Below are 25,766 nucleotides of genomic sequence, written 5' to 3'. Positions count from 1 at the left end.
TTATTATATGAGTGGACAATACAGTGTGCTGACTATTTTTCAGCTATCTCTGAAAGTAAGCATCTTAACAGAACCATACTCTGTCATGCATCCGATAATTGATCATACCTCACTTTTAATCGCACCCTTATCAAGTCGTTCGATATTATTTTTATTAAAGCGTGTTGCAATCCACGAAGTGTCATCATCTTTATCGACTATACCAATAACCATTTTTTTTAAATCAAAATAAAAAGTTCTTTTCGAATCCGCATTAAGAAAAACACGAGCAATGGATGTCAATCTTTGTTGACCGTCAAGGACATAAGAAATATTGTCAGTGTCACTGTACTGTTCGCATTGATCATCAGAATCTATATTTGCATCAATATATCGAGAGTGCATTGGCAATTGTTCATTTTTTTCCATAACTAACAAAGAACCCATCGGATAGTTTCTTGCCATACTATCTACCAATAATTTTACTTGCGCTGGTCTCCATCTAAAATTTCTTTGAAATTGGGGAATTCTGTATTTTTTCGACTTAATTAAATCGAGAATAGCAAGTGTGCTGTAATTAGATGTCTTCATATTCATTACCTATTGTTAGCATTACGATTTGCAGTAGATATCAAGCCTCTTGATTAACCATAGCCACCAAAATCCCGATAATCTTACTCGGATCGGTAATATGATATTCCGGTACATCAATGTATGCTACTCCATCCTCATACTTCAAAAACTTCCACGCATTTCCCGTTGTCACAGCACCGTAAATCTTTGCAAGACCTGCTACCCCCTCCTGCTCATTGAACAGACGGGAAGCATGCATTTCAGCAATGCACTGGCCCAAGCTGCCACTTATATTCTCATTTTTTGCTTCAACAATGGCAATAACCGGTGCGTTCAAATAGTACTGCTCCGGTGATTTACTGATAACAAAATTACAAAATCCGCTGAGATTCTGTTGCTTATCAATATCAAGTTGTACTCCAGAAAAAAAGCTAACCTGATCGCATAAAATACGCCGTACTTCCAGGAGAATGTTAGCAATAATCAACTCGGAACGGATTTTTTCTGTGCCAACGGCCAAGGCCAACGGTACGTTATATTTCAGCGTCTCTGTCAGATATGCGCTTATACCGACAGCAGCAATAGAAGAATATAACTCCTGATCTTCCACAACCCTGATGTCAAATTGTTCTTTGACCTTTTTCAACGTAAAATCACTGTACGGCATTGCATCCTCTCTCTTAACTTGTAATGACGCTTACCAGTTCATCAGCTCCAGCCTGCAAAGAAAATTCTGTCTGCTCTTGATTCTTCATATTCCGCAGAACCCCCCTGCCCTGTTCCAGCTCCTGCTCCCCGACAATCAGCGTAAAACCGGCGTTAAGGCGACCTGACTGCTTCATCTGTGCTTTGAGGCTACGATTACTATAATCCATAGCTGCCTGCAACCCCAGCTGACGTAATTGGTGAACAAAGGGAACAGCAAATTCAATGGCCTGCTTACCAAGAGCGGCGATAAAGATATCCGCCCCACCCTGCCCCTGTTTCTCTTGTTGCCCTTCCTGTTGCTGCATCAACAAAACCATCCGCTCCATCCCCATGGCAAAACCAATACCAGGAGTGTTTTTCGGACCACCCAACTGTTCAACCAAGCCATCATAGCGACCACCAGCAGCCACAGCTGCCTGGGCACCAAGGTCAGTTGTTAAAAACTCAAAGGTAGTGCGATTATAATAATCCAGCCCACGGACCATGAAACGATTTAAAGTATAAGCAACGCCCAGCAGGTCCAACTGCTTCTGAACCACAGCAAAATGCTCTTCACAGGCAGAGCAAAGATTATCAAGAATAGAAGGCGCATTTTTTACCGCAACCTTGCAACCCGGTTGCTTACAATCCAACGCTCTCAGCGGATTTTGCTCAGTTCGTCGCTTACAATCTTCACATAAGGTATCGTGGTTTTCCTGGAGATAGCTGATGAGTTTTTTGCGAAAATCAGGCCGACATTCCGGGCAGCCCAGGGAATTGATTTCCAGACTGACGTCCAGGTTCAGCTGACTAAGGAGCATCTGTCCCATAGCCATTAATTCAGCGTCAATCTCGGGTTCCTGTGCCCCGATGATCTCCACATCAACCTGATGAAACTGGCGTTGCCGCCCTTTTTGGGGGCGTTCATGTCGAAATACGGGACCAATACTGAACAAGCGTTGCACAGGCTGCTGCACATGAAGACCATGCTCCACATAGGCGCGTAATAAAGAGGCTGTGATTTCTGGCCGCATGGTGATTTTTTTGTCGACAAAGGTATACATCTCCTTTTCGACAATATCGGTGGCCTCACCAATGGAGCGGGTAAAAAGTTGAGTTTTCTCCAGAATAGGCAGACGAATTTCATGGATACCAAAACGGTGAAAAATATCGCGAGCTGTATTCTCAATGTTTTGCCAGTAGATGATCTCAGCTGGCAGAGTATCTTTTACCCCATTAATGGCCTTGATTTTCAACGTATACTCCTTAATGATTTCGTCTTAACAATATTGACTTTCCTGCTGAGAAAAGAAGGAAGAAAAAATCTAAACTTAATTCATTTAGCCTGGAAAAGTCAAGCCGATCTCGTAGCAATATGGTAGGCTGGGGAAATATTTTGAATACAGCTTGATGTGGGATACTTGACAAAGCGATCATGGCGTAGCATTATGGACACAATGCGAGTTCTTCTGGGATCTCTATCAAGTATCCAGAGAGAATATAATGAAAAAAAGAGAATATAATGAAATTACCTGAACTTAAAATTGGTTCTTTCACGGCAAAAATTCCTCTTATTCAGGGAGGAATGTCTGTACGGGTTTCAACTTCGGCATTGGCGATTCCTGTGGCAGCCTGCGGTGGTATCGGGACCATAGGCGGCTCTGGCATTCCGGTACCTGAACTGCAGGAAGATATCCGAAAGGCCAAATCTGCTACAGATGGTGTTATTGCAGTTAACATCATGTATGCTATGAAAAATTTTCATAATTTAGTCATAGGATCCATTGAAGCCGGAGTAGATATGATCATAACCGGGGCTGGTTTTTCCCGGGATATTTTTAAAATCGGCAAGCAATATAACACCCCTATTGTTTCTATTGTTTCTTCTCCGTCTTTTGCCCGACTTGCAGAAAAACTCGGGGCCGCAGCTATTATTGTTGAATCAGCTGAAGCAGGTGGGCATTTGGGCACAGACAAGCCATTACGGGAGATCTTTCCCAGTATCCGCAAAGTTGTCTCCAAAGTTCCCCTGATTGCAGCGGGCGGCGTGACAGACGGTTTTGAGATGGCTGAAATGATGGATAAATACGGTGCTGATGGTATCCAGATTGCCTCCCGTTTTGTCCTGAGTGAGGAATGCTCTGTTTCCAAAGAATTTAAAGAAACCTATCTCAAGGCCCGGAAAGAAGATATTATCAATGTTCAGTCGCCAGTAGGCATGACCGGGCGAGCCATTAAAACAGATTTTATCAGGCGGATGCAGGAAGGAGAAGATGTCTCTCCAGAAAAATGCAAATCCAAATGCCTGAAAAAATGCAGCTATAAGTACTGTATTAATGATCGTCTTGTTGCTTCCTGTAATGGCGATGTGGATAATGGCTTGGTCTTTTGCGGAGCCAATGCCTATAAAATGAATGAGATTCTGCCGGTCAAAGAGATTTTTAAACGATTTGTGCGTGATGCAGAATCTGTTTATAAAGAAAACGTACAAAAGCAGGTAGAAGAAGGTACAGAAATCACCTGATCATGGCCCTATAGCCTTCCCGACAAGGTGAAGGCTATTTTTGTTTCCAGGGCGTTACTCTCTTTCTAAAACTATTTGAGACCCGTATGCAACCATGAACGGCACCATAGAAAATGATTTGCAATTGACTGAAGAAAAAAAAGAACACCAACGTATCATTCTTTCCTCCCAAGACCATTCCATCCTTGAAAAAGATATTGAATCTGAGGCTTTAAAAGTTCTGTATCGTTTACGGGATGCGGGGTATTCCGGCTATCTGGTCGGGGGAGGGGTTCGCGATCTTTACCTGGGAAATAAACCAAAAGATTTTGATATTTCAACAAATGCGCGACCTGGACAACTACGCAAACTTTTTCGTAATTCCAGAACCATAGGCAGGCGTTTTCGTTTGGTACAGGTCTTTTTCCGGGGCAATAAAATCATTGAGGTATCAACCCTGCGTTCGCAAAGTGAGTTTGACAGTAATGAACCGGATAAAGAGGTTCTGCCAGCAAATAATACCTTTGGCACCCTGGAAGAAGATGCCTTTCGCCGTGATCTGACCATTAATTCTCTTTTTTATGAGATTGAAAACAAAACGATTATTGATTACGTCGGTGGTGTGCAGGATCTGAATGATGGTATTATCCGCATTGTTGGCGAGCCTGAACAACGGATTATTCGCGATCCGGTGCGGATGCTGCGTGCCATTCGTCATGCAGCCCGTAATGGTTTTACTATTGAGGAAAAGACCTTAGAGGCCATCAGGAAGCATGTGAATAAACTGGACCTCTGTCCTACTTCCCGGATTAGAGATGAGTTGCTCAAAGATCTGCGAGGAGGTACCAGTAAGGCATGGACAGAATTGGCCATGCAAACCGGTGTGTTTTCCACCCTGTTTCCCTTTTATGATGAGCTGTTTCAGGATGAGGCAGAGGGAGAAACAGTGCAACGGGAACTGCTGGCTATGCTGACAGCTTTGGATAATATTTATGGCCAGAGCAAGGGGAAGGGCCGGGTCGTTTTTGAAGATGCCATGCTTTTTGCCATTCTTCTTTTTCCTTGGGCCCTGCGTCGTTTTGATCTGCTCAATCAGGAGCTGAAAGGGCCTGGATATCATCGCCTTTCCAAAGCCATCAGAACAGAGCTGGATCATATCTTTGCCCGTCGTTTGAATATCAAACGGGTCATCAAGGATAAGATCACCACCCTGTTTGTTCATATGTCGTCTTTGCAAAAAAACTGCAAGAATGGCAACTGGCCAGCCTGGTTACGGAAAAAAAGCTATTTCCCTGACTGTTCCCGATTTTATGCCTTGTACAAAGAGGCCGTTGCTGGCGAGGCTGTGACTGACCTGAAGCAGTTTATTGAAGAAATTCCCAAGGCAGAGAAAAAGGAAAAACTGGCAGTACCTGCCGGGACAAAGAGTACTGCACCAGAAAAAAACCGACGCAGAGGGGGACAGGGCAATAATCCAGCGTTTAGTAGCGATAAGTGCGGGGTATTTGGGTTGCTAAAGGGTTAGAACTGTGAATAAAAAGTTCAGGGGCGACCGCCGGTCGCCCTACAGTTCCGACATTTTGTGATTTCCCTGTTACATTGCCAACAATGGCAATACCACCTAATACCACCTGCCCTGCACCTTGCGCTCCATCAGCCTGAACAATACTTGAATCAAAGGGAAGTAAGGACTATTGGCGACGTGGATCAAAGGCCTCACGCAGGGCTTCACCAATGAAAATCAAGAGAATCAAGGTACCGACCAGGACAATAAAGGTCGTTAAAGAGAGCCACCATGCCTCAATATTGGCCTTGCCCTGATTGAGCAACTCGCCCAGGCTTGGAGTCGGTGGAGGAACACCGAGGCCGAGAAAATCCAGGGCAGCCAACGACAGAATAGCCCCGGACATTCTGAACGGAAGAAAGGTGATGACCGGGGTCATGCCATTGGGCAGGAGGTGACGGTACATGATGGTCAGATTCCCTACCCCCAGGGCCTTGGCAGCCTTGACATATTCCATATTACGGCCTTTAAGAAATTCGGCACGAACGTAATCAGCCAAGCCCATCCAACCAAACAGAGAAAAAAGAAACAGGAGGAGAAGAGTACTGGGATGAAATATAGAAAAGAAAATAATCAATAAATAGAGTTCTGGCATGGAACTCCAGATCTCTATAAAACGCTGAAAAATGAGATCTGTCTTGCCGCCAAAATAGCCCTGCACTGCGCCAGCAATGATCCCTACCAGAGTTCCTGTCAGAGTCAGGGCAAAACCAAAGAGCACAGAAAGACGAAACCCGTAGAGCAAACGGGCAAAGACATCTCTGCCCCGATCATCAGTGCCAAGAATATTATCCTGTGAGGGTGGCGAAGGAACAGGCTTGCCAATGTTCAGGTTGATTGAAGTATAATCATAGGGATTAGGAGGAAAGATAACTGTATTACCATTGCTGGTTAATTTGTCCAGAATATAAGGATCCTGATAATCTGTCTCTGTTTCAAAATCCCCACCAAACACAGTCTCCGGGTAGGCCTTGAGCAAAGGAAAATAATACTCGCCCTGATATTGCACCAATAAGGGCTTATCATTACTTAACACCTCGGCAAAAAGAGAAATCCCAAACATGAGGCTGAAAATAACCAGGCTGTAAAAACCTTTCCGGTTTTTCTTGAAATTTCTCCATCTGCGGGCTGCAAGGGTTTGTCCTTTGTCTGCTGTCTTCATGGTTCTCCCTTTCTTACAAGCTTTCACTGCAATTTTTCAAAGCTGATCCGGGGATCAACCCAGACATAGCTGAGATCAGAAAGGAGTCTGGCAATGAGCCCAATCAGGGTGAAAAAATACAAGGTACCTAAGACCACCGGGTAATCCCTGTTCATAACAGAATCATAAGCCAGCAGACCCATGCCGTCCAAAGAAAATACCGTTTCAATAAGCAATGCTCCGGTAAAAAAGGCTGTGATAAAGGAGCCGGGAAATCCGGTAATAATCGGGATAATAGCATTGCGAAATACATGCTTATACAATACCTGGTTATCACCCAGTCCCTTGGCCCGTGCTGTCATAACATATTGCTTGCGGATTTCCTCCAAAAAGGAATTCTTGGTCAACAGCGTCATAACAGCCAGACTGCTCACAGAGGTGGAAATAATGGGCAGCACCATATGCCAGAGATAATCCAGTATCTTGGCAGTCCAGGTCAACTCGGCCCAGTTATCTGAAACCAGCCCACGTAAAGGAAAAATATTCCAGAAACTGCCCCCACCAAACAGGACAATCAGGAGAATGCCCAGCACAAAGCCTGGAATAGCATAGCCAACAAGGATAACAGTGCTGGTGATGACATCAAAACGGGAGCCGTCAGAAATGGCTTTTCGAATCCCCAAAGGAATACAGACCGAGTACACAATAAGAAAGGTCCAAAGTCCCAAGGACATGGAAACCGGCAATTTGGAAATAACCAGTTCAGCCACACCTTTTTGATGATAATAAGAGTCACCAAAGTCAAAAAGCAGATAGGAACCCATCATGGAAAAAAAACGCTGCACAGGCGGCTTATCAAACCCGTAAAGTTTTTTCAGCTGCTCAATGCGTTCCTGATCAAGGCCTTGCTTGCCCTGATAAAGGCTTGTATGCCCTCCCCCTGCTTCACCACCAGCCCCACGGCCTTCAATCTGGGCCATCATTTTCTCAACTGGCCCACCAGGCACAAATTGGGTAATAGCAAAGGTAATCAGCATGACCCCAAACAAAGTGGGGATCATGAGAAAAAATCGTTTCAGAATATATACACTCACAGTTCAACCACCTGTACATATCCACCCCTTCTCGGATCACCAACCCCGCCAATGCCTGGCTGAACAGCATGTACTCCGCCAAAATAAAGGTCTGGTACTTGCCACACGTTGATTTTCACCTCTTTCTGGAGTTCCTGAAGAACCTCAGCAGGAAATCCAGGCTCTATCTGAAGGATTTCTTCATCACCATCCCAGTAGATTCTTGGTGCTAATACAGCCTCTGACAGGTCTCTTTGAAAGTCAACAAGCTGGGTCAAGACCTGTGACAGAGCTATCCGAATCCGTTTAGAGCCTCCGCTCCCCAAAACCAGCTTAACCTCATTTTCATGCAAAAGAGCTGAAGGAGACATCATAGAACCAACCCGTTGCCCTGGCGGTTCAGCATGGAATCCATCAGGATGAAGATCATCCTCACCCATCATATTATTGAGCATGATGCCGGTGCCTGGAACAAAATAACCTGAGCCCTCACCATTGGAACAGGTCATAGAAGCAATATTACCCAGACTGTCTGCAATGGAAACATGGGTGGTGCCTCGGGTAAATCGGCGAACATGCTCTACACTTGTCTGAACATCCTGGCTTTGCCTGTATCTGGTCAAGGTCTCTTGACTATTAACCCCCTGTTTCCGCAAACGTTCCACCTCTCGCATCAGTCCCAGGGTCCGAAAAAGATGGTCCGGGCTGCCCCATTCCTGAACAGGTCCGGCTATATCTCCAATTTTTTCTTGCAAGAACAGGGACAGACCAATCAAAGAACCACCAAAATCCGGGGCAGTAAGTAAGGTATATCCATGATAGGGAATCCGTAATGGTACACGCTCAATAACCTTATAGGTGGCAAGATCCTGGGCTGTGAGCAACCCGCCACCATTACGCATATCCTGGTCCATGCGAGTAGCAAGTTCTCCCTGGTAAAAATCCTTCCCTTTATCCTGATGCAGATGTTGGAGAAAATCAGCAAGCTCAGAATTTACCAGAGTTTTACCAATCTGAAGCAGTTGGCCATTGGGCTTATATAAGGCTCGACCAGTGGCACTGACCTCCAGAATTGGCCGAAGGATCTTGATAAAATAGGCCTGAACCGGGTTTAACTCATGGCCCTTGGCCAATTCGATGGCAGGTTTTAACACCTCATGCAAGGGCATACGGCCTAAGCGTTCATGGATATGAAGCAGACCTTTCAGGGTTCCTGGAACAGCTACAGAACCAAGTCCAATATTAAATTCCTGGGTTGAGCCGGAAAAATCAACATCAATGGGAAAAAAATGGGGTTCTAACTGGGAGTACTTCAGGCCAAACCCAGGGGTATCAACGAAAAAATCAAAAAATATTTCCTGGTGATCAGCTGTCCGGGCCAAGGCAAAACCACCTCCGCCCAGACTGGTCAGCATCTGTTCTGCAACTGTACCGGCAAAACCAGCAGCAACCACTGCGTCAAAGGCATTCCCCCCAACTTCCAGAATCAGGGCAGCTGCTCTGGAGACAGCTTCATGACCAGAGGCCACAATTGCTTTTTTTTTTATGTGCATTGTCATTATGTTCTCAGCCAATAATCATCTCTCAGGCTGATTATCATCTCTTTTAAATTTTTTTTTTCATCTTGAACCAGTCGACGTTGAAGATCTGCCCCTGTCCCTTGCTCTATGATGTTATAAAGCTCCTGGATATATGCTGTGGTTTGTAAGCGTTCTGTCATGGGCTCAATCAGGTGAAAGAGTTTTTCTGCTGCCTGGTGCAGGGACAAATCCTTTTCATTCAATAATCCAGAGCTATCCACAAATCGTCCACTCAGTCCGTGCCGTGCTGCCTGCCATTTATTATACTTAAGCAATTGTAAGCTGACTGGATGGGAAGCCCTCTCTCTTTCAGCCAGAAAAACTGCCAAGGCCTGGATAGCAGCAGTCAGACCAAGAATGGAGTAAAAACGACAAGGCAGGTCGCAAACACGGATTTCCACAGTACCCAAGTCTGGGCTGGGCCGGATATCCCACCAAAGATCCTTGAGTCGCTTAATAGCCTGATGGGTATGCAGGGAGCTTACCTCATCTACATACCCTTGCCAGCTTCCCAAATAGCCAGCAATACCTGCCAACGGCAGGGCCTCAAAGAGTTTTGTCCGATAGGATTGGAAGCCGGTATCCTGACCACAGAAAAAGGGCGAAGAACTACTTAAGGCCAGAAACAGAGGGAGGTAGGGCTGCATGGTATCGCAAACCTTGATCGCTGTATCACCATCAGGCATTCCCACATGCACATGCATGCCTTGAGCAATGAATTGGCGGCCAACCTGTTGCAGTTCATCCATGATCCGTTGGTAGCGCTCTCCTCTGCTTAATAGCTGAGCCGCAGGGTCTGCAAAAGGGTGAAGACTTGTTGAGTACAGATAGCACTCTTCCCCCATCGCAACATCTTCAACCGTATGGATAAGTTGGCTCAGATCAGCAGCAACCTCACCAACGTTGTTACAAACTCCGGTTTGTAGTTCTATAATAGATTGGAAAAATTCAGGAACTAGTCTGTCACTGCCTTCAGGAACAAGGACTTCTAAAATGTTGTTGACTCGTGGAACCAGATCCAGGGTATGGCAATCAACAAGCTGAAATTCAAGCTCAACCCCTAAGGTGTATGGTTGACTGTTATTAAATACAGGGATAAATGTTCTGTCTTGCATTGATCAATTTTTTGATTCACGATTTTTTCAGGTGTTGCAAGGCATGAACAGCAACAGTGGTCAGCCATTGGCTCCCATACACTAACACCTTTTCGTCAAAATCAAAGCTACCGGAATGGGAAGGGCCAGCGGTATTCGACTCTGTATTCGACTTTTTTGCAGCCCCAAAGCGAATCAGGGTTCCGGGAATTTTCTGTTGATAAAAGGAGAAGTCTTCTCCGCCAAGGCTGGGAAAGCCCTGTGAGACAACCCGCTCATCACCCACAACTTCCTGAGCCGCTTGCCGGGCTATGGCGCAGGAAACCGGATCATTTATCACAGCGGGCAGGCCCGGTTGCAAAGTGAAACTGATCTCGGCATTGCACATTTCCTCAAGTCCGCGAACCACCCCCTGCATCCTGCTGATGATCCGTGCTCTGGTGTCCGGGTGGGTGCTGCGGATCGTCCCTTCAAGCACGGCCTTATCCGCAATAACATTATGCACGGCTCCGGCCGCAATACGTCCGACCGTAATCACCCCTGGCCGGGCCGGATCAATCATCCGGGAAACCATTGTCTGAATATTCAGCACCAAATCAGCAGCAACCATAACCGCATCAATCGCCTCATGGGGTCTGGCCGCATGCCCGCCCTGACCATGGATTTCAATGAGAAAGGGATCAGCATAAGAGCAGATAACGCCCTGATCAACCGCCAGATATCCAACCGGATGATGGGTATCAATATGGCCGGAGAAGATCATTGCCACATCCTGCAGGCAGTTATCAGCAATCATGGCCGGAGCTCCTGTACCTGCCTCTTCTGCTGGTTGAAAAAGGAGCACCACGCGACCACCGATCTCATCAATAATCCTACTCCGGGTGAGTAACTCCGCAGCTCCGAGCAGCATGGCAGTATGGCCATCATGGCCGCAGGCATGCATCACCCCGGCCTGCTGCGAGGCAAAATCAAGGCCGGTTTCCTCAAGCACAGGCAGGGCATCCATATCAGCTCGTAATGCCATACACGGGCCTGTACCTTTCCCCAATTCAGCCCGAATACCTGTTCCCCTGCCTAAGCCTGTTTGACACGGTATGCCCAGTTCTTTGAGGTGATGCTCTACCAGTGCAGCTGTTTTTTTTTCTTGAAAGGCAAGCTCAGGGTGGCGATGAAGGGTCCGGCGGATTCTCAGGAGAGTATGCTCCTGATCCTTACTTAGTGTAAACAAGGCTATTCCTGCTCAACCAGTTCATCATTCTTAAAAATGCCCTTAACAACACGACCGTCAGGGTATTTAATCGTGCCTGCTCCATTCCTGCGCCCGGATTTAAACATGCCCTCGTACACCGTTCCATCTGCTGATGTCAAGCGTCCGTACCCGTGAGGCAGGTCATTTTTAAAGTTTCCTTTGTATTTTTTCCCGTTTTTATAGATAAGCTCACCTTTACCGGCAAAAAAACCATCCGAAAACTCGCCTGTGTAATAACTGCCATCTGGAAAAGTATAGGTTCCCTTGCCTTCAAAAACCCCTTTAATAAAATCTCCTTCATAGGACGAACCATCAAGATAGGTAAAAGTGCCTTTTCCTTCCCGTTCCCCCTTATTAAAGGTACCCGTGTATTGACGACCATCAGCAAAAATATAGGTACCCTGCCCATGGAATTTGCCAGCAGAGAACTCGCCTTCATAGCGCTCTCCGTCTGCCAACTGCATAGTACCATAGCCTTCCATTATGCCGTCTTTAAATTCCCCCTGATAATGAGAAGAATCTGGCAATGCAACTTCTCGCACACCGCTAAAGGTATTGGATTTTTTTGTTTTTTGCTCTTTTTTCTGAAAGGAATAGGGAATTTCGTTAATAACAACAAGCTGCCCTTCTTGTTCCGGCTCTTGTTCCGGCTCTTCTTTGCTGATTGGTGCTTGTTTATCATCAGAGTGTTCAGGGTGGGCAGGTTTTTCTGCTGAGGCAACAGAACCTTGAATGTGAATTTCTGTTATTTGTTGTTGAGGGACTTCCTCATGAACCGATTCAACAGAGTCTACCACACTCATATCAATAGGCTCTTCAGAATTATCAGCATAATCAGTATCGCTGGCTGCACTGATAACTTCTTCTTCAATCAGGCTATCCACCTCATCAAATTCATGCTTCTGCTCCTGTTCAGATGAGTGGACAACCTCTTTCTGAGCAAAAGAATTTTTTTCTTCTTTTCGTGGAGCCTGAGTCTGCTGTATTGGCTTCTGTATTGTCTTGGTCTTGGCAGGAGCCTTTTCCTGAGCAACAACAGGAGGAGCTGCTGCTTGTTTGGGCACTTTTTTGCTTTTCTTCTTTACTCTCGGAACCTGACCAGCTGGTTCATTATGAGAAAAAAGGCCTTCATAGACCCTCCCATCTGCATATTTCAGTTTGCCTAGCCCAACCCTGACCCCTTTTTCCCATTGGCCCACATAACGGGAACCGTCTCCATAGATCATAGTGCCCTCGCCGTGGGGTAACCCGTTGAGTAAATCACCCTTATACTGTTGGTTGGCTTTGGCCCATTTAATGGTTCCCTGGCCAGTAATGGCCCCGTCAAGAAAGGTACCGATATAGGTCCGACCGTTTTTTTCCTTTAAGGTACCACGCCCGTTATACAGATCGTTTTCAAAATACCCCTCATAACGAGTTCCATCAGTCATCTGCAAAATTCCATAGCCCTGACGGATGTTTCTCACATAACTCCCAATGTATACTGTCCCGTCAGCATAGCGTCGCACGCCTTTTCCATCTGGATGACCATCCCGAAATTCACCTTCAAAGGTGCTGCCATCGGCCATGGTCATTTTCCCTTTACCGTGCAGGAAGTTGCTTCGAAAATCACCAATGTATTTTCGACCATCAGGATAGATCAGTATTCCTTTTCCGTGAAACCGACCCAGTTCAAATTCTCCCTGATAACGCCGTCCATCAGCTTCTTTCAGGGTGCCTTCACCATCAATAACACCGTTTTTAAAAGTTCCTTTATAGAAACGTCCGTTTAGGGTTTTTAATGTGCCAAAACCATGGAATTTTCCCCGATAGAAGTCACCTTCATACTGCATTCCATCAGGAGTAATGAGTTTGCCGTGGCCCCAGAGAAAGCCGTTTTTAAACTCTCCCTCATATTCCCGGCCATTAGCACTTCGTAACTTGCCTACCCCGTTTTTACAGTCTCCAGAAAGACAATTGGCATAAGAGGTCAGAGGAGGGATTGTGCACTGGAGAACAAAAGCAGCAAGTAATATTGTGGCACTTCGCATCAAAACTCCCTGGTTACTTAAGAAACCTGACAAGACTACTCTGCAATAAAGCATGAAGGATATTGATCAATATTTCTTTTCAACGCGACTGATAAACTCTTGAGCTGTTTCAGGGTCACCGATTTCTTCCACTAAGGCTGTGGTTAACTCTATTATACGGGTAGCAACAACAGGACCGTTTTGTTGCCATTGCTCAATATAATCATTCAGGATCATCCCTGCTGCTGGTCCAACTGCGCCAGCAAGGGCTTCCTCAATTTCGCTAAAAATTTCCTGGATCTCAGGGGAATACTCCCCGTTAGCATAACCCGTAGTCATTTTTTCTCCTCCAGTTTTTGCCAAAGCCTTACAAAAATCACGCTCCTGGACAATACTTTGCTCCCTGATTCAGGAACGATAATCGGCATTAATCTTCACATAATCGTATGTTAAATCCGTTGTGAATACCTCCGCACTCTCGTTTCCATCCCGAAGATCAACAGTAACGGTAAACTCTTTTTGCTGTAACACCTGAGAGGCCAGTTCTTCAGCTTCTTTTCCACAGCCCAATCCATTTTCCACCATCATAACCTTATCAAAGGCTATAGAAACCTGCTCCGGCTGAAACTGACATCCTGAACGACCAAGTGCAGCAATAATACGGCCCCAGTTAGCATCTTCTCCAAAAAAGGCTGTTTTGACCAAGGTTGAATTGGCAATTGTTTGGGCTCCACTCATTGCCTCTTCCTGACTTCGGGCACCAATAACCCGAATCGTGACAACTTTCGTGGTACCTTCGCCATCTGAGACAATCTGCAAGGCAAGGTCTTTAAATATTTTATGCAATGCCTCTGTGAAAATCTTCACACCTTCCTGGTTTTCTTCATCAAGCCAGGGGTTATTGGCAGCGCCATTGGCCATCACGAGCACAGTGTCATTGGTAGAGGTATCACCATCCACTGTGATCAGATTAAAGGATCGTTCCACTCCTGACTGAACAATTTCATTGAGAGCAGAAAAAGGAATCCGGGCATCAGTGACAACAAAGCACAGCATGGTTGCCATATCCGGCATGATCATACCTGATCCTTTGGCCACCCCAAGTATGTTTATTGTAACCCCATTGATTTTTACACAGGCAGAGGAGGTCTTAGGCACTGTATCTGTGGTCATGATTGCCTGGGCAAAATCATCAAACCCATCTTCATGCAGGGAAGCAGCAAGTTTTGGTATTTCCCGGTCAAAAGGCTCAATATCCAGTTGTTCTCCAATAACCCCTGTGGAGGCTACCTGAACCATATCATCTTCAATCTCCAGAGCATCAGCAATCAAGGAACTGGTATGTAATGCCACGTTCATACCTTGCTCTCCAGTACAGGCGTTGGCATTACCACTGTTCACCAAAACAGCTTGGGCCTTAGCGTGGCGTAACAGACGTTTTCTACCCAAAACCACAGGTGCTGCCTGGACTGTATTTGTTGTAAACATACCGACTGTTACAGCCGGAATCTCGGAATAAATCAGACCAAGATCAAGTCGATCCTGATAACGAATACCTGCCTGAACAGCAGCAGCTGTAAAACCTTTAACCTTCATTGAGCACTCAGTTCAATTTCCCCATCTTTTTTGCGAAAAATAACAGGGATTATCTTTAGGAAACAATATGTTGGAATCCAAAAAAACGCATATTTATCATGCAACAATTCAATTTAACAAATATAATATCACAGAGCTTGATTTCTGTATAGTACGTTATGGTGACTTCCTCTATCTCTTTCTGAAAAACAAGGTGTAAAACTCACTGGATCAACTGGTTAATGGTATTCCAGGCCTGGCTGGCCCATGCATAGATCATCCGCTGTGAAAGTTTAAGATTTTCACAGGTCGGAACAAAGGCAGATGAGGTTAGTTGTCCATTATTTTTAACAAGAAAATCAGTAGGAGCGGCAATGGGCTTTGTGCCTGCTTCTTGGAACAACTGCATAGCCCGTTCCATATGTGCTGCTGAAGTCACCAGGATAAAAGGCATATCCTTAAGCATGGGCTGCAACACCTTTACTTCTTCCGCAGTATCACGGGGCCGCTCTTTAATGATCATCTGTTCTTTGCCCACGCCTAAAGATTCAGCAACTCTGCTTGCTACCACTGCATTAGCGCGAGGATCCTGATTGGCACCACCGGTAAAAATTAAAAAGGATTGGGGAAGTTCTCGTTGAAGACGGATTCCCTCCACGACCCGGTATAGTGAAGCGCTATTCAGCTGATTGCTTTCCGGAAGAGCAGGGTCTGTAATATTTGCGCTCCCAAGAACAACAATAAAACGTATTTTTTGCTGCTCTTCTTTGCTGATTTTCTCAAGATGTAACGGAGCATATTTTCTCTCCAGTGTTCCTAACTGCTGCCGTGTCGGCAGACCATATCCTAATACGATAAAAAGGCAAAGGGTCGTAACCAAGAAAAAACCTGCCATTTTATGCATGCGTAATATCATAAAAAACAGAGTCAACAAAAGACAAAATACACCGATTGGCAAAGGTGCAAAAAAAGGTACCAGAAACTGCGCAAATTCAATCATCTTTTATTACCCCTTCTTTTTTCGTTCATGAACAAGGATAGACAGGTTTACCCAAATGCTCACAGAATCAAATACGTTTATCATGAAAAAGCCACCCCTGTCAGAGGGAGGCAACAACGAGAGTAGTAGGATTATATGCGGTATCTTTTTTCGATGCAATACGGAATCACTCGCTCTCCTTCTCTGCTTTTTCATTACCTTATGAAAATAACGTAATAGAAAAAGGTATTTTCCTTGAAGGAATATGAGAGGATAAGTAGATTGACTCAGGCAAAAGCAGGTAAATTTTTTTAAAGGACCGCCACATATACATGATCTCACCAAACTGCCCCGTTTTACGTTTTCTGAACGCTCTTGGACGCTGTTGGTGAAATATTTTTACGCCTCTCTCTAGCGAAAGAGATTGAGATTATTAAAAAAAGATATGACAGACTGGCAAAATCAGCTCAAAAATGCTTTCAGCAGCCCTGAATATCTCTCGCAACACCTGGACTGTAATCCAACAGAGATAGCAGCTGTAAGCTCTCGCTATCCCTTGCGCATCACCCCGTATTACCTTGAATTGATAAAACAAGTGGGCAGCCCGCTTTTTCGGCAGGCAATCCCGGATCTTCAGGAGCTGGATGACCCCCTGGGAATGCTTGACCCACTTGCTGAAGAGTCCCTCAGTCCTGTTCCTCATCTAGTCCACAGATATCCTGACCGAGCCCTTTTCCTTGTAAGCAGTCAATGCGCTATGTACTGCCGTTTCTGTACCCGTAAGCGTAAAGTGGGGAAAAAATCTATGCAGGTGAGTCAGAAAAGTATTGCAGCTGGCATACAATATCTGAAAAACACGCCTCAGATTCGGGAAGTTTTGATATCAGGCGGAGATCCCTTCCTCCTCTCTGACAAGGCTTTGGAGGATATCCTTCAACAAATAAAAAAAATACAGCACATCAAGGTGATTCGTATAGGCAGCAGAACGCCTTGCACCCTGCCCATGCGGATCACACCAGAACTGGTTAACATGTTGAAGAAATATCACCCGCTGTACATCAATACCCATTTCAATCATCCCGCAGAAATTACCCCTGAAGCTGAGCAGGCCTGCGCCTTATTGGCAGATGCAGGTATTCCCTTGGGCTGCCAGACCGTGCTTCTCAAGGGGATCAATGATTCTGTGGCAGTGCTCCAGGAACTTTTATACAGATTACTGGAAGTCAGGGTTCGCCCCTATTATCTCATGCAGGCAGATTTGACCGAAGGAACAGCCCATTTCCGTACTGATGTTACAACAGGACTTGCTCTTATGCGTGGTTTGATAGGCAGGGTTTCTGGAATGGCTATACCAACCTATATCCTTGACGCTCCCGGAGGCAAGGGCAAGATACCTCTTACACCTGATTATATTCTTTCGCATCAGGAAAGTTCGTTGGATTTTATAAGTTACGAGGGAATTCCCTGCTCCTATCCTTTTCTCTGATCTCTGATGTTCTTTCCGGATCAACAGATCGAATCCTGGTTATTTTATCCCTTCACTGTTTTCTTTCGCTATACGGGCAAAATCCTGTTCAACTTCAAGAAGGGCATCATAAACATCCGGGTCAAAATGTCTGCCACGACCGTCCTCTGTAGCCATGATATACATAGTTTCCTCGTGGCTAAAGGCTTTCTTGTAGGAACGTTTTGTTCTCAGAGCGTCGTATACATCTGCCACAGCCATGATCCTGCCTGCCAAAGGGATAGCATTTCCTTGTAACCCCCGGGGATAGCCTCTTCCATCATATTTTTCATGATGGCTGCCAACCATATCTCTGGCGCATTCCAGGAACATCATAGGCTCTCCAGCCATGTGTGCCAGCTTATCAATCACCTCTTCCCCGTAGATCGTGTGCTTTTTCATCTCTGAAAATTCTTCAGCCGTCAAACGACCTTTCTTGAGAAGAATGGAATCCCGGATCGCCACCTTACCGATGTCATGAAGCGGTGCTGTCTTATAGAGAAGGACAATATATTCCTGGGTCAGGATATCAGGAAATTTCCCCCGCTCAAACAGCGTTTCAGCTAATATCTTAACAAAAAAACGCGTTCGGTTGATATGTCCGCCTGTATTGGCATCTCGGTGTTCAGCTAACTCGCCCATTGCCAATACAGTGATATCTTTAAGAAGGGTTGCCTCTCTGGTACGATCAAGCACCTTCTGTTCCAAACTCAACCGATAACTATGGAGTTCAAGGTGATTGCGCACTCTGGATCGTAACTCAACGCCGTGAAAGGGTTTGGTTATATAATCAACCCCCCCAAGCTCAAAGCCTTTTGCTACATCCTCTGGTTCTGAGCGTGCTGTTAAAAAAATAACCGGTATCGAATGATTTTTGGGATGTTTACGCAATTCCTGCATAGTTGCAAAGCCATTCATTCCAGGCATCATCACGTCCATGAGGATGAGATCAGGAGTCCTTTTTTTCACCCTGCCTAAGGCCTGTTCCCCAGATGTGGCATAGGCAAATTCCAGATCCAGCCCTTTTAAATGAGAGAGAGCTATCTGGATATTCTCTGGGACATCATCAACAACAAAAACTAAAGGCTTGTTCGGTTGCTCTCTCATTGTTCTTTCCTTATACTCTTTAAAACACCCAAGAGATGATCCACACCCTGAATATCAAGATCCAGAGCAAAACCTTGTAGTTCTTTTCCCATTTCAATTAAAGGCAGCAAATCTTCCTCCAACCCTTGTTTTTGCATTGCCAGGCCCAACTCTGCCGCAGCATCCAAACTTCCACTCATTTCAGCCTCCCTGTACAGTTGGTCAAGCTTTTGTCCCCATCCCCGGGCTATCTGACCTGTATCAGGAACTGCTTCCTTTTCTTCATCGGTTGAACATGCTGTATCTGATGTTACCTGAATATATTTATCTACTATACGGCGTAATTCATGGAGATGAAAGGGCTTAGCAAGAAAGTCAGCAAAAAGGTGCTCATAGGACTTTTTTTCCAGCATCATGCCCGTCATGGCAATAATCGGTATGTGTTCTGTTCTTGGATCATTTTTTAATTGCTCTGTTATTTCAGTGCCATCTGTACCAGCAAGATTAAGATCCATCAAAATTAAATCAGGATTACTCTGAAAGGCATGCTCCAGACATTGTTCACGATCAGCAGCCTCCAACACCTTAACTGTTGTTCCGGTGAAGTATATCTTGACAAGATGAGACATCTCCGGCATATCATCAACAACAAGAATAGCTGGATTTTTTCTCTTTTTTCCCCTTTGCTGTTGACATTGCTGACATGGGTCCGGTCCGATTTCCTGGATCGCTGACTCATCTGTCACTGAGGCCAGCAAGCTAAACGTAAAGGTACTGCCTTCCCCCTGAACACTTTCCAGAGTAAGGTCTCCTCCCATGATCCGGGCAAGCCGGGCACTGAGGGTAAGGCCAAGACATTTTCCATCATGAATAGTAACATCTTCTTTTTGCTGTTCAATCAAATCTTGAATCTCATCCTGTTCCAGAGGACTCATCCCTCTCCCTGTGTCTGTGATCTGAAAAAACAGCATATACCATGACGCCTTTTTTTCAACACCAGTGACAGACAGAGTTATTGTACCCACATCGGTGTACTTCACAGCATTGCTCACAAGATTAGTCAGGATCTGGCGACAATGATTGGAGTCAATGACATAGTATTTGGGCAGATCAGGGGCTACCTGACAGATAAATTCAATATTTTTGTCTTCAACCTGATCAGCAAAAAAATCATGTAACTGCTCTGTAATGACATGGAGGTTAACAGTTGATTTTAAAACCCGCACCTTGCCGGTTTCCAGTTTGGAGAGTTCCATGATATCGTTGACTATAGCAACAAGATAGGTGCTGTTTTTCCTGATCGTCTCGACATAGCGCCGTTGCTGCCCCGCAATATCTGATTCAGCCAGCATCTCTGCATAACCGACAATGGCATTCATAGGAGTGCGAATTTCATGATTGATATTAGCAATAAACTGACGCTTCCGTTGATTAGCCTGATCAATTTTTTTCTCAGCTTCGCGCCGTTCCTCACCAACACTACGGCCAACAATCTCATGACTGATGCTGGCGATAACCTCTCTCTTGCTGGTGGAAATATGAGCTAAGCTATGCTCAACAGAAAAAAGCGTTCCATCCCTTCTGGCTAATTGTCCGTGAAAGGTGCGGGTCTGCTGGCTATCTAATTCATCAAGGTGTTTTTTAAGACCAATATAATAGGGCTCAAGCTCTTCGGCTGACATGCCAACGACCTCTTTTCTTGACAACCCAATGGTACAGAGAAAGGTCTTATTTGCAGCTATAACTGTCCCCTCACGGTCAAACAGTATTCCATACAGGGGCAGAGCATCAAATATTTTAAATGCAAATAGTAAGTCCTGGTTCACTCTTTTCCCTACTTATAAATTTAAGTTCGTAAATACGTTGATATATCATCAACCACTTCAGGGGTTGTCTTTCCGGTAACCGTTATCTCAATATCAGCCATATTGCCTGTTCATTCTGTTTATGCAGTTAAAATCCAGCCATTTTCTATACTTCATTCCAATTACTGACCAGTTATATTTCTCAGTCAGTTGCCTTGCTTCTGTAGCTGTGAAGGAAAGAGGGCGGGCGAGCAATCCTTTAAGATGCTCTGCTAATTTTCCTTCTGCATACCTGTACTGTTGCGGAAAGAGTTCCTTATAGGAAAGGCGATCCGGTACCACAGGACAACACCCGGCCCGTACCCCTTCCAATACAGAAATTCCAAAAAACTCATGAAGGGCTGTTGATACTATATAATCACCCTGGCTCAACAAACAGGCATATTCTTCGCGATTCTCTGCATAACCAAAATGAAGCAATCTCTGCTTGAGCCTCTTTTTCGCCTGGATAAAGATCTCTGGCTGGTTCCGGAAATGCTGCCCCAGAACAATCAATTGAAAAGGATATGCTTCAACTAACTCAAACAGTACATGAAAAAAGGTCTCTGGATCTTTATCGTGCTCCCAGCGGTGATTCCAAACAATGACCGGGGCGTTTTGTTTGTCCTGTTTGCCCTCAGAACTCTCCGCTCGTGTTGCAACGAAAGTATCAATCTGTTGAAAATCAATACCAGGGTACAGAATAATGGATTTTTCCTGAATCTGCTCCTCAAGGTGGCGCAGATCCATGTCTGTTGCTTTTTTCAAATAACCATGAATTCCATTCAAAAAGGTCTCCAGGTTATAACGGCTGTTAAAGGCAAGGCGATCTGCGCATAAGGCTGAGTTAAAATTGATAGAGGTAAATTGAAACATGCCTGGATCGTGCACTTGCCCTGGATAGCTGAACTGATTTTCATGAAAATACATGACCAGTGGCAAGTCTACCCCTTGTCTTGCCAAAAGAGTACGAAGCACCGCAACATCAAGAAAAGTCGAGGTCAAAATACCATCAAAATGCGTTCCCTGCTCAACCAGCCTGCATATCTGTTCAAAAAACCACGGAGCAGCCAATTGCATTCGCATTTTCCATTTTCTTGCTGGCAAGGAAACTAAGGTATAACAACAATCAAGCTGCCCCTGGAGCCCTGTCAGAAAGGCCTTATGGGATCCTCCGTAATAGGGTTCCAGCAAAAGGATATGTTGCGATCTGTCCAGCATAGTAACTTTCTTTAAAACTTGAATGTTTTCAAAAAACAATTAACCTGTTAGTGTGAAAAAAGCAAGGTTTTGGTGCTCATTTATCCTGATGAGTAAAAAAAAACCAGTTTTTTACATTAATGTAACAGGCAAGCCTATGGATACTCAAGAGCACGATCCCCATTTTAAGATCTTTCACGAACTCATGAAGTTCAGGGTACAGGAGATTCTCCTGGTCTCCAGTCCCTATGACGCCTATATCCTGGAAGAAGATGGCTCAATGGCCTCCAGGATCATTAATGAGTATCATGGACTCAACCTCTCCCGTCCGCCCCGAATCACCCAAGCAGCCAATGCCGAGCAGGCCTTGAAGCTCTTAAAAAAACAACATTTTGATCTCGTGGTCACCATGGCCCACCTCAACGGAATGGCTGGTTGTGAATTTGCCATGAAGATACGGGAGCAATGTCCTGATATCCCGGTTATACTGCTGGCTCATTCGGTTCGGGATGCTCTTGATCAAACAGATTTTTTTCAAAAGCCCTGTTTTGATAACAGCTATACCTGGTGCTGCGATTCTTCTATTATGCTGGCTCTGGTTAAAAACGCAGAAGATCAACGTAATGTGGATCATGATACCCAAAAAGCCATGGTTCGGGTTATTTTGCTGGTGGAAGACTCACCACTCCATCGCTCCACCCTTCTGCCTATACTCTACGAAGAATTGGTCCAACAGACCTTATCTGTGTTGGACGAAGGACTGAATGAGCAACATCGTCTTCTGAAAATGCGGGCCCGGCCTAAAATCCTTACAGCAGCAAGCTATGAGGAGGCATTGGTTCTTTTTAACCGCTATCGTCCCTATATTTTCTCTGTGATGTCAGATGTCCGTTTTCCGAAAAATGGGCATGAATCTGCCTTAGCAGGCTACGAGTTGTTGCGCGAAATCCGTTCACGCATTCCTGACCTGCCCCTGCTCATGCTCAGTTCTGAAGCAGAAAATCAGGAGCTGGCAGGACAAATCCCTGCGGTTTTTATTGAGAAGAAACCAAGCGTCATGGCAGAAGAACTGCATAATTTTTTTATTCATCACCTTGGTTTTGGAGATTTCATCTTTCGTCTCCCTAAAGGAACAGAGGTCGGCAGGGCATCTACTCTTTATGAATTTGAGCAGCAACTGGGAACAATCCCCAGGGAATCACTCCTGTATCATGCCCGCTGTAATCATTTCTCTAACTGGGTCATGGCCCGGGCCGAGGTATCCCTTGCTGCTCGCCTTCATAAAGATCGGGTTGGGATCATAGATGATTGCTCTGCCCTGCGCCAGGATCTTATAGCAAAGGTCCGTTCGCTGCGAATATCCCGTCAACAGGGGGTGATGACCCGTTTTTCAGACCGTTACTATGATCCAGAGGTCACAGAATTCACCCGTATTGGTATGGAATCAGTGGGAGGAAAGGCACGGGGCATAGCTTTTATGGCCTCAGTACTGCATCAGGCCCGGTATCAGCAACCACTTTTTCAGGATAATATAATCAAGATCCCCCAAACCTGCGTGATTTCAGCTTCTGGATTTAACGATTTTGTTCGCCTGAATAACCTGCAACCAGACGAAGACCTCACAGACCATGAGATTGAGCAGCAGTTCCTTGCGGGCACATTCCCGGATTGGTTGGTAAAGGATTTGCAAGCCTATATCAAGGATATTCATTACCCTCTTTCTGTCCGTTCTTCCAGCTTATTGGAAGATGCCCGCTACCGGCCCTATGCTGGCCTGTATCATACCTGTATGCTGACCAATCAGGCTGATGATGATCATCAACGACTGGAACAACTGATTGAGGCTATCAAAAAAGTGTATGCCTCAACCTGGTTTGAAAGCCCAAGAGCCTATTCCCGCTCCATTGGTCAAACCAGATCTGATGCAATGGCTGTTATTGTCCAACAGGCTGTGGGCAGGCAATACGGTGATTTTTTCTATCCTGCCCTCTCAGGAGTGGCCCAATCCTATAATTATTACCCTGTAGATCCCATGCAGGCCGAAGATGGCATTGTTCATTTAGCCGCAGGATTTGGTAAAACCGTGGTTGAAGGCGAACAAAGCCTGCGTTTTTGCCCGGCTCATCCCCGGCATATGCCCCAATTCTCTACGGTCGAGGATATGCTTGATAATGCCCAACGCCATTTTTACTGTCTCCCGTACAACAGAGGAGAAGACACAGGAGAAGAACCTGTGAGCGGGGTCACGCTTCGCCAACTTGAGGATGCTGTTAATGAAGAGGGAATCCAGTTCCTCAGCTCAACCTATATTCCTGAAGAACATCGAATCCGTGATGCCCGGCTTCCTGGCCCTAAGATACTGACCTTTGCCCCTATCCTCAAGTATGATGTGTATCCCCTGGCAGCGTTACTCAAAGAAATATTAACCCTTGGCCGTGAAGGCATGGGCTGCGAGGTGGAGATAGAGTTTGCTGTTGATTTGGCTGATAATCCGGCTGAGTCTGTTTTCTATTTCCTGCAGATTCGTCCTATTGTGGTGGGTAACGAGATGGAACACCTGAAAATCACAGAGCAAGAAAAGAAGACAGCCTTTCTCATATCCCAAGATGCCCTGGGTTTTGGACGACATGATAGCATGGAGGATATTATTTTTGTTCGGCCAGACAGTTTTGATCGGGCAAAAACAGAGGATTATGCGCAGATAATCGGCAAGATGAACAGAAAGCTGCATCAGCAGGACCGTTCGTACCTCCTGATTGGACCAGGACGTTGGGGCACTGCTGACCCCTGGCTCGGCATTCCTGTGCAATGGCGGGATATTTTCGGGGTCGGTGCCATTGTGGAACTCCAGGATGGCACTGTGCGGGCTGAGGCATCGCAAGGTTCACATTTTTTTCAAAATATAACTTCACTAGGTATCCCCTACCTTATGATAAGAGACCAAGGGAATAACGATAGGGTTGACTGGAACTGGCTCCTTGCTCAGGAACGAGTGAGTGAGCAACAAGGTGTCTGTCATGTTCGCCTTGCCAAACCCTTTACTCTGAAAGTGGATGGAGACAGCAATCAAGCTGTGGCAAGCCTTGAGCGATCTTGATAAGGAACTATTTAAGCTTCGGATTCGGGAGGAATTTCATTTGACGACAACACGTTGCAACGTATCAAACAGCTTGTCTATGTACCCGCCCCGGTCATCCGTCATGAAGAGCACATGATTGGCTTCCAGCTCATCCTGCGGGATTCCCCAACGAAGCTGGGGATATTTTGTCCAGGACAGAATGAAACTGTTGAGAATGACATCCGGGTTTGCAAATCGGCTTTCGATATCCTTAATTCGCTTATGAAATTGCACCTTCTCACTTGCAGGTCCTTCGTGGAGCAGCCCGTGCGGCTCAATGAAGGTGACATATTGTTTGCCATCAACAATCATCCACAGAATAAAGTCGGGATGAAAATTACCCGCTTCAAAAAAGCCTACGCCTTTGCCGCGACTCAAATTCCGGAGCAGAAAAAGTTCAACCCCGTCTTTTTGAAGCTGTTCAGCATTGGTTTCGGACCATTCTTTAAGATCCGTCACAAACTGAAATTCACTTTCGTTCAGTGCTACTGGCAGAATGGTAATTTTTCCGCCTTTTTTTACATGGAAGAGCGGGTGAAAAAGATGCATTCCAAAACGACACGCCTGGAGTTCGCCTGCTTTAAGCAGTGATTGTTTGTTTTCCTCCAGTTCTTTTTGCAGTTTGATGATTCCAGAAATGACCTGTTCTTCACTGCCATCGACTATGAGCTGGTAAAAATCTTCTTGTGGAATATTATCATCGTCTTGCGTAAGATCTCTTAGCTCGAGACGTGGTTCAATAAATGAACGCTTGCAATAGTTGTAATAGTGATCGCAGAACCGCTTGAGAAGTTCAGCTGCCACTTGCTGCAATAATGAAACGTCATCAAATCCAGTCGGTTCCAATCGGGCCGTCGGAAGAAAGAGGGTGTACCATGTTTTATCCTCAAAAACGACACCTTTCCCTCTGAATAGGTGCATTTCATGCGGCTCGCTGAAGTTTTTCAATCTTCAGATTCATTGAATGCTTGATTTGGTTTGTTATAACCTTAATCCTGAATTTCTCTT

General features: G+C 45.4%; 21 protein-coding genes. 5 read left to right on the top strand and 16 right to left on the bottom strand.

Going from position 1 to position 25,766, the window contains the following annotated elements; all coding sequences use genetic code 11:
• Positions 1-102 precede the first annotated feature (102 nt).
• Genes L2082_RS09505 through hisS form a run of 3 tightly spaced genes read right to left on the bottom strand, consistent with a single transcriptional unit; the run spans position 103 to position 2,495 of the window.
• A complete protein-coding gene (locus tag L2082_RS09505; protein WP_446010995.1) occupies positions 103-570 on the bottom strand; it encodes a DUF262 domain-containing protein in 468 nt (155 codons plus the stop codon).
• A 40-nt stretch (positions 571-610) separates the two neighbouring features.
• Complete coding sequence (locus tag L2082_RS09500; protein ID WP_446010994.1) at positions 611-1,219, bottom strand: hypothetical protein; 609 nt, start codon at positions 1,217-1,219, stop codon at positions 611-613.
• 13 nt (positions 1,220-1,232) lie between these two features.
• On the bottom strand, positions 1,233-2,495 hold the full coding sequence (hisS, locus tag L2082_RS09495) for a histidine--tRNA ligase (protein WP_446010993.1): 1,263 nt from the start codon (positions 2,493-2,495) through the stop codon (positions 1,233-1,235).
• A gap of 266 nt (positions 2,496-2,761) precedes the next feature.
• Between hisS and L2082_RS09490 the strand changes: the two genes are divergently transcribed.
• On the top strand, positions 2,762-3,763 hold the full coding sequence (locus tag L2082_RS09490) for an NAD(P)H-dependent flavin oxidoreductase (protein WP_446010992.1): 1,002 nt from the start codon (positions 2,762-2,764) through the stop codon (positions 3,761-3,763).
• A 94-nt stretch (positions 3,764-3,857) separates the two neighbouring features.
• A complete protein-coding gene (pcnB, locus tag L2082_RS09485) occupies positions 3,858-5,267 on the top strand; it encodes a polynucleotide adenylyltransferase PcnB (protein ID WP_446008667.1) in 1,410 nt (469 codons plus the stop codon).
• A gap of 166 nt (positions 5,268-5,433) precedes the next feature.
• Here pcnB and L2082_RS09480 read toward each other — a convergent pair whose 3' ends face one another.
• The 8 genes from L2082_RS09480 to argJ form a co-directional block, all read right to left on the bottom strand.
• Positions 5,434-6,468, bottom strand: coding sequence for an ABC transporter permease (locus L2082_RS09480; RefSeq protein ID WP_446008668.1), 1,035 nt, complete (start codon positions 6,466-6,468; stop codon positions 5,434-5,436).
• Between the two features lie 23 nt (positions 6,469-6,491).
• Positions 6,492-7,541 carry a microcin C ABC transporter permease YejB gene (locus L2082_RS09475; protein ID WP_446008669.1) on the bottom strand — a complete coding sequence of 350 codons (1,050 nt, stop codon included), beginning with the start codon at positions 7,539-7,541 and terminating at the stop codon, positions 6,492-6,494.
• Positions 7,538-9,079, bottom strand: coding sequence for a gamma-glutamyltransferase family protein (locus L2082_RS09470; RefSeq protein ID WP_446008670.1), 1,542 nt, complete (start codon positions 9,077-9,079; stop codon positions 7,538-7,540). Before L2082_RS09470 ends, L2082_RS09475 begins: the two co-directional genes overlap by 4 nt.
• Positions 9,079-10,215: a carboxylate-amine ligase gene (locus tag L2082_RS09465; RefSeq protein WP_446008671.1), complete on the bottom strand. Its 1,137-nt coding sequence runs from the start codon at positions 10,213-10,215 to the stop codon at positions 9,079-9,081. Before L2082_RS09465 ends, L2082_RS09470 begins: the two co-directional genes overlap by 1 nt.
• Positions 10,216-10,231: 16 nt before the next feature.
• The gene (locus tag L2082_RS09460; protein ID WP_446008672.1) at positions 10,232-11,422 is read right to left on the bottom strand and encodes a M20 metallopeptidase family protein; all 1,191 of its coding nucleotides are present in this window, start codon (positions 11,420-11,422) and stop codon (positions 10,232-10,234) included.
• 2 nt (positions 11,423-11,424) lie between these two features.
• Positions 11,425-13,473 (bottom strand): hypothetical protein, encoded by a 2,049-nt coding sequence (locus tag L2082_RS09455; RefSeq protein WP_446008673.1) that lies wholly within the window; start codon positions 13,471-13,473, stop codon positions 11,425-11,427.
• Between the two features lie 66 nt (positions 13,474-13,539).
• Positions 13,540-13,791 carry a hypothetical protein gene (locus L2082_RS09450; protein ID WP_446008674.1) on the bottom strand — a complete coding sequence of 84 codons (252 nt, stop codon included), beginning with the start codon at positions 13,789-13,791 and terminating at the stop codon, positions 13,540-13,542.
• 69 nt (positions 13,792-13,860) lie between these two features.
• Complete coding sequence (gene argJ, locus L2082_RS09445) at positions 13,861-15,048, bottom strand: bifunctional glutamate N-acetyltransferase/amino-acid acetyltransferase ArgJ (protein ID WP_446008675.1); 1,188 nt, start codon at positions 15,046-15,048, stop codon at positions 13,861-13,863.
• Positions 15,049-15,115: 67 nt separating this feature from the next.
• Between argJ and L2082_RS09440 the strand changes: the two genes are divergently transcribed.
• Positions 15,116-15,247 carry a hypothetical protein gene (locus L2082_RS09440; protein WP_446011673.1) on the top strand — a complete coding sequence of 44 codons (132 nt, stop codon included), beginning with the start codon at positions 15,116-15,118 and terminating at the stop codon, positions 15,245-15,247.
• Between the two features lie 3 nt (positions 15,248-15,250).
• Here the strand turns inward: L2082_RS09440 and L2082_RS09435 are convergent, their stop codons facing one another.
• Positions 15,251-15,931, bottom strand: a complete 681-nt coding sequence (locus L2082_RS09435; protein WP_446011672.1) for an ElyC/SanA/YdcF family protein — start codon at positions 15,929-15,931, stop codon at positions 15,251-15,253.
• A gap of 520 nt (positions 15,932-16,451) precedes the next feature.
• On the opposite strand from L2082_RS09435, the gene L2082_RS09430 reads away from it, so the two are divergent.
• The gene (locus L2082_RS09430) at positions 16,452-17,492 is read left to right on the top strand and encodes a KamA family radical SAM protein (protein WP_446011671.1); all 1,041 of its coding nucleotides are present in this window, start codon (positions 16,452-16,454) and stop codon (positions 17,490-17,492) included.
• Between the two features lie 39 nt (positions 17,493-17,531).
• On the opposite strand, the gene L2082_RS09425 is transcribed toward L2082_RS09430, so the two are convergent.
• From L2082_RS09425 to L2082_RS09415, 3 genes are all read right to left on the bottom strand, one after another.
• On the bottom strand, positions 17,532-18,617 hold the full coding sequence (locus tag L2082_RS09425; protein ID WP_446008678.1) for a response regulator: 1,086 nt from the start codon (positions 18,615-18,617) through the stop codon (positions 17,532-17,534).
• Positions 18,614-20,422, bottom strand: coding sequence for an ATP-binding response regulator (locus L2082_RS09420; protein ID WP_446008679.1), 1,809 nt, complete (start codon positions 20,420-20,422; stop codon positions 18,614-18,616). The genes L2082_RS09425 and L2082_RS09420 overlap by 4 nt, the downstream gene beginning before the upstream one ends.
• A 93-nt stretch (positions 20,423-20,515) precedes the next feature.
• The gene (locus L2082_RS09415) at positions 20,516-21,661 is read right to left on the bottom strand and encodes a tRNA-queuosine alpha-mannosyltransferase domain-containing protein (RefSeq protein WP_446008680.1); all 1,146 of its coding nucleotides are present in this window, start codon (positions 21,659-21,661) and stop codon (positions 20,516-20,518) included.
• A 136-nt stretch (positions 21,662-21,797) separates the two neighbouring features.
• Here L2082_RS09415 and L2082_RS09410 point away from each other — a divergent pair, with 136 nt between their 5' ends.
• Positions 21,798-24,737, top strand: a complete 2,940-nt coding sequence (locus L2082_RS09410) for a PEP/pyruvate-binding domain-containing protein (RefSeq protein WP_446011670.1) — start codon at positions 21,798-21,800, stop codon at positions 24,735-24,737.
• 36 nt (positions 24,738-24,773) lie between these two features.
• Here the strand turns inward: L2082_RS09410 and L2082_RS09405 are convergent, their stop codons facing one another.
• A complete protein-coding gene (locus tag L2082_RS09405; RefSeq protein ID WP_446011669.1) occupies positions 24,774-25,706 on the bottom strand; it encodes a hypothetical protein in 933 nt (310 codons plus the stop codon).
• Between the last annotated feature and the right edge of the window lie 60 nt (positions 25,707-25,766).

The sequence above is a fragment of the Candidatus Electrothrix sp. genome (genome assembly GCF_052785085.1).
This window is presented reverse-complemented; position numbering and strand designations above follow the sequence as displayed.

Coding starts and splice junctions, on each gene's coding strand:
- L2082_RS09430 (WP_446011671.1), top strand. CDS start 16,452: ATGACAGACTGGCAAAATCAGCTCAAAAATGCTTTCAGCAGCCCTGAA.
- pcnB (WP_446008667.1), top strand. CDS start 3,858: ATGAACGGCACCATAGAAAATGATTTGCAATTGACTGAAGAAAAAAAA.
- L2082_RS09435 (WP_446011672.1), bottom strand. CDS start 15,931: ATGCATAAAATGGCAGGTTTTTTCTTGGTTACGACCCTTTGCCTTTTT.
- L2082_RS09415 (WP_446008680.1), bottom strand. CDS start 21,661: ATGCTGGACAGATCGCAACATATCCTTTTGCTGGAACCCTATTACGGA.
- L2082_RS09450 (WP_446008674.1), bottom strand. CDS start 13,791: ATGACTACGGGTTATGCTAACGGGGAGTATTCCCCTGAGATCCAGGAA.
- L2082_RS09425 (WP_446008678.1), bottom strand. CDS start 18,617: ATGAGAGAGCAACCGAACAAGCCTTTAGTTTTTGTTGTTGATGATGTC.
- L2082_RS09500 (WP_446010994.1), bottom strand. CDS start 1,219: ATGCCGTACAGTGATTTTACGTTGAAAAAGGTCAAAGAACAATTTGAC.
- L2082_RS09490 (WP_446010992.1), top strand. CDS start 2,762: ATGAAATTACCTGAACTTAAAATTGGTTCTTTCACGGCAAAAATTCCT.
- argJ (WP_446008675.1), bottom strand. CDS start 15,048: ATGAAGGTTAAAGGTTTTACAGCTGCTGCTGTTCAGGCAGGTATTCGT.
- L2082_RS09410 (WP_446011670.1), top strand. CDS start 21,798: ATGGATACTCAAGAGCACGATCCCCATTTTAAGATCTTTCACGAACTC.
- L2082_RS09440 (WP_446011673.1), top strand. CDS start 15,116: ATGTTGGAATCCAAAAAAACGCATATTTATCATGCAACAATTCAATTT.
- L2082_RS09465 (WP_446008671.1), bottom strand. CDS start 10,215: ATGCAAGACAGAACATTTATCCCTGTATTTAATAACAGTCAACCATAC.
- L2082_RS09470 (WP_446008670.1), bottom strand. CDS start 9,079: ATGACAATGCACATAAAAAAAAAAGCAATTGTGGCCTCTGGTCATGAA.
- L2082_RS09505 (WP_446010995.1), bottom strand. CDS start 570: ATGAAGACATCTAATTACAGCACACTTGCTATTCTCGATTTAATTAAG.
- L2082_RS09480 (WP_446008668.1), bottom strand. CDS start 6,468: ATGAAGACAGCAGACAAAGGACAAACCCTTGCAGCCCGCAGATGGAGA.
- L2082_RS09455 (WP_446008673.1), bottom strand. CDS start 13,473: ATGCGAAGTGCCACAATATTACTTGCTGCTTTTGTTCTCCAGTGCACA.